The organism is Bacillus sp. PS217 (assembly GCF_037963535.1).
In the GTDB taxonomy this organism is placed as follows: Bacteria; Bacillota; Bacilli; order Bacillales; family Bacillaceae; genus Bacillus; species Bacillus subtilis.
This window is the reverse complement of sequence record NZ_CP150157.1, coordinates 1,793,697-1,798,075: the sequence shown is the minus strand read 5'-3', so window position 1 is coordinate 1,798,075 and position 4,379 is coordinate 1,793,697. Positions and strand designations below refer to the sequence as shown.

At 45.5% G+C, this 4,379-nt stretch carries 5 protein-coding genes; all 5 read right to left on the bottom strand.

All coding sequences use genetic code 11. The features are described from left to right. Window positions 1-45: 45 nt before the first annotated feature. From NSQ83_RS09400 to NSQ83_RS09380, 5 genes are read right to left on the bottom strand one after another with little or no spacing between them, the layout of a single operon-like run. Window positions 46-795: a polyketide synthase gene (locus NSQ83_RS09400; protein WP_015715915.1), complete on the bottom strand. Its 750-nt coding sequence runs from the start codon at window positions 793-795 to the stop codon at window positions 46-48. Window positions 796-826: 31 nt separating this feature from the next. Next, the gene (locus NSQ83_RS09395; RefSeq protein ID WP_128740340.1) at window positions 827-1,606 is read right to left on the bottom strand and encodes an enoyl-CoA hydratase/isomerase; all 780 of its coding nucleotides are present in this window, start codon (window positions 1,604-1,606) and stop codon (window positions 827-829) included. Beyond that, window positions 1,594-2,856, bottom strand: a complete 1,263-nt coding sequence (pksG, locus tag NSQ83_RS09390; protein ID WP_204551498.1) for a polyketide biosynthesis 3-hydroxy-3-methylglutaryl-ACP synthase PksG — start codon at window positions 2,854-2,856, stop codon at window positions 1,594-1,596. The genes NSQ83_RS09395 and pksG overlap by 13 nt, the downstream gene beginning before the upstream one ends. Further along, a complete protein-coding gene (gene pksF / locus NSQ83_RS09385; protein WP_204551497.1) occupies window positions 2,857-4,104 on the bottom strand; it encodes a beta-ketoacyl synthase N-terminal-like domain-containing protein in 1,248 nt (415 codons plus the stop codon). It abuts the gene before it with no gap. Beyond that, window positions 4,082-4,330 (bottom strand): acyl carrier protein, encoded by a 249-nt coding sequence (locus tag NSQ83_RS09380; protein ID WP_003231809.1) that lies wholly within the window; start codon window positions 4,328-4,330, stop codon window positions 4,082-4,084. Before NSQ83_RS09380 ends, pksF begins: the two co-directional genes overlap by 23 nt. Between the last annotated feature and the right edge of the window lie 49 nt (window positions 4,331-4,379).

Below are 4,379 nucleotides of genomic sequence, written 5' to 3'. Positions count from 1 at the left end.
CACGCTGCCTCCATTTCACCTGCAAAATTTTATATATATTTTCAGTTAATTACCATATAAGCCTTTGATTCTACTTTTGACTTCTTCATGATGAAATGTTTTCTCATGCATCATCAATTCCTGTTCAATGACGCGCGGCAGCTGATCGCGAAGCGGGGCAACCAAATGATCTTTCAGTGTAACCAGTGAGTTTCTCGGCTTTTCCGCAAGTTCTTGCGCCAGCTCCACTGCATAATCTAACACTTCTGCACGGGGCAGCACCTTAAAGGGAACCCCTCTTTTTTCAAGATCAGCTCCGCGGTAGCTGCCCGCATTCAATAATATTTCCTGGGCCAGGCTGAAACCCAGTTTTTTAGGAACGATAAAGGTAGCGCCCATTCCAGGCGTAAATCCGTATTTCATAAAATTAGCCGTATACACGCTTTCTCTGCTCAGAATGACAATGTCAGCAAAGAGCCCCATGACAAAGCCGCCTCCAATTCCATGGCCCTGCATTGCCGCAATAACTGGAATCTCACAATCCAGCGCCAGAGAATAAAGATTGTCATCAGTGAACTTGGTTAATCCCTGTTGAATTCGAAGCAGTCCTTCTTGCGTTCCTCCTGAAGCAAAATAATTATCATATCCTGTCAAAATAACCGCTTTGTATTTGGGGTTCTGCCGTATGTATTCAAACGCTTGAATTAGACCATCTGTAAGTTCTTGTGAAAACGCGTTTTTATGAGTGCGATCTTGCATCTTTACCTGAATAATGGCGGATTCAATTTCGATAAGCTCTACAACAGAATGCGTCATGATGTCCTCCTAACGGTTCTGATTGAAACGGTTACTGATCCTCCCATGGAAATTGTCCTGTTTCAACATACCTGATGATTCCCATTTGGTTTTGAGGATCAGAAAACATGTTTTGATTTGCAGTTAAAGCGGTAGCTTTCGCACGACTGACTTGATGATCAAGTGAGCTCATAAACTGTTTATAATGTGCGATTCCTTTTTTATTCAGCCTCCGCAAACGCAATAAATGCTTTCTCAGCAGCACGTCACTTTCAGCATCAAAAGCATCTATTAACCCCCATTCACTGGCTTCCTGAACGGAAATCGGCTTTGTCATAAGCGTCATATAATGCGCTTTCTGCCGGCCGATACGGCGAATCAGAAACGGTAAAACACAAGCAGGGTACAGGCCGAATAGCAGCTCAGAGAGACTGAATGACGCCGTCTGATCAGCAATGGCAATATCTGTGGCAGATACAAATCCTAGACCGCCGGCATTCACTTTTCCCCTGACATGCGAAATCGTGACATAAGGGCCGGTCTGCAATTTCAGCCACAAATCATAGAGAGGCTCTTGGGAGCTTGCCTGTTTTCTGCCCCTTTTCATTTCCTGATAGATTTCTTGAAAATCCGCTCCGAAACAAAACACCTCGGGAAGCCCCTCTAAAACGACAACCGTCACCGTTGATGTTTCACATTGGTTTAACACTTGCAAGCATTCTTCTATCAGCGTGTCATTAATCGTATTATTCGCTTCAGGACGGTGAAAGGTAATATAGCAAACCGACGCTTGAAAGCGGACCTTTATCGTTTGATAGGTCACGAGATCCACCTGTACTTCCGATGAAACTCAGAAATTTCTTCTAAAAACAAGCGCGGCTTCTCTTGAGTGGACTGCATGATGCCCGGTATCATCTCAAAGTCCAGCTTTACATTGCGCGTCCCAAACCGCACCATCCCGCTCCCCTTAAACAATAGCTCATACTCTTCCATGGAGAGCTGATACCGGCGATCCAAATGCTTCTCAATACCAAATGTTCGCTGACGCTCCTGGCCTTGCGGAGTTGTAATTCCGCTGTAAAATTCAGAACAGCAGCCGGATCCGTAGGAAAAACAGCCAATTCGTTTAGGCGTATCAAATCTCCCTTGGTCTATCGTGCTGGCCAATGCCAGAAACAAGGCTGCCCCCATAATATTTCCAACCCGTTGACAGTAGTTTAAACCTGGTTTTACCCGAGTTAAAAAATCCGTCTCAATCCCGGATGTTTTCACCTTCGCCACCTTACGCATCATTGTCCGGTGCGCACCTTTCACCATCCCGCCAAAGGGCGTATGGTAAGCAAGATATTGAAACGTGTCCTGATAATTGGCACCCGGTACACGCTTTTGATATTCCAGAAAGGTCTGTTCGCAGCAATCCAAATATGACATTAAAGACAGATCAGAATCTCCCGCTTCACTGTCGGGAATGGGGCGGCACGTGTCCATCACTTCATAGCCGTAATAACCATTTGCTCCGGGATCTATTTGAAACACCTCGGGATTTTCGCCAACTAAAACGGCCACCGCTCCCGCTCCGGCGCTCGGTTCCGCATAAGACCAATCTTCGCTTAAAGCGTCTCCGCCCTCAGCGATTAAAAAACGTGAAATATCACTGGCGATAACCAGTGCTTTGGCACCCGGAGAAGTCTGGGATAATATAAAATTCACCGCCATCTGAAATCCCGCTGTCCCTGAATAACACGCCTGTTTAACCTCAAACAAACGGCAGTTGCGGTTGAGACCTAAATATTCATGGATATATGTACTTAACGATTTCCCAAAGTCGATCCCGGATTCAGAGCAAGTGATCAGCAATTCAATCCGATCCTTCTCTGCTTCAGATAAAGCATCAATAATCGGCTTAGCTGCATTGACTCCGAAGGTCACGGGATCTTCATAAGGCAGTGCTACCGCTTTTTCTTTCATTAATAAGTTTTCAAATCTCGCAGTATCTAAGTGTCTGTATTGGGCCAGCTCCATGACATCAAGGTATGCCGTTCCGCCAAAGACATTCATCGCTTCTATTCCGGCTGAAACCATTTATGATTCGCCTCCACATTTCTCAATGTTTTGTATACAAACCGCGGTGTTCATTCCGCCAAACCCCATGCTTAAGCTCAGCGCATTTTTGATGCGGTATGAAATCGATTTCTCATTTACCCAGTGAAAGGAATCATCGATTGGATGATCCAAATTCCGGCTCGGATGCAGGGCAGATTTTTTCATTTGCAGCAAAACAGAAATAATCTCTACGATGCCCGCCGCACTAAGCCCGTGTCCGGTTATCGATTTTGTTGCATTGATATAAGCATGGGAAAGCCGGCATGCACGGAGCGCCTTTAATTCTATTTCATCTCCAATAAAAGAGCCTGTTCCATGAGGATTAATATAATCAATATCTTCTGGTAAAAGCCTGGCACGCTCCAGTGCCTGCTGGATGACATGAATCTCTCCTTCTAATGAAGGATCAGGATTCCGGTTTCCGTCCAGTTTGATTGACCAGCCAGACAATTCTGCATAAGGTTTGAGACCTCTTCGTAAAGCCGTCTCCTTTCGTTCTATTACCAATGCACCGCACGATTCTCCATAGATAAACCCGTCTCTGTTTTGATCGAAGGGACGGCACGCTTTTTCAGGTTCATCAGCATATTTGTCCGTCCCCATAGCGCCTAAAGCCCTTAGCGCCTCGCATTCCATATAAGAAAGATCCATTAAAGCACCAAGTGCTATGCAAGTATCAACTTCGCCTGACAGGACTTGCTGAATCGCATGAATGACTGCTAACTGGCCGCTGGCCGAGGCTCCTCCCACCGTATATGCTAATCCCGTGATGCCAAACTGATCTGTACATATCCCGCAAAGATCGCTGTCCATGAAAGACAGACCATACGCCGGAGAAATAAAACCGGAGCGGTCTTGATACCTTTCATAAACTTCAAAGTTTTCTCTCTGTTGAAAATTTGATCCGCCAACAACCAGTCCGATACGTGAGGAATCTGCATCGTCCAATTCAGCCTCCTCCCAAGCCTCTGTGAGAGTTACCAATGCAGCGCGGCTGGAGAATGATGCTTTTCGCAACATTTTTTTAGAGAGTCGGTCAGGATAAGACAATGACGCAATTTCGGCTCCGATAAACCGGCTGTCTTTTTGTCTGCCTGAACGCTTCATGACATCAAAGGCATGTTTGCCGGACAGCAGTGAGGAAGCAAAGTCCTCTTTCCCTTGACCGATAGAGGCCGTGACGCCTACACCGGTCACCACTACCTCAGGCAGATTGCACTTTGTCATAAAGCACCTCAGCTAATTCACCGATGTTTTTCACCCCGGATAGCTCAATGCGAGGGATTTTTAACGATAAATCCTCTAGCACCATCGTGATAATTTCAGCTCTGTCTACAGAGTCAGCTCCTAATTCAACTAACTGATCTTCAGGCTCAAATCTGTGTCCGTCTAATTCAGGAAGCACCTCGCAAATATTGGTGATTAGTACTTCAAAGATTCTCTGTTTATCCATAATGCGCTCTCTCCTTCAAGGGATTATTTTAATGATTTTTATAGGTATA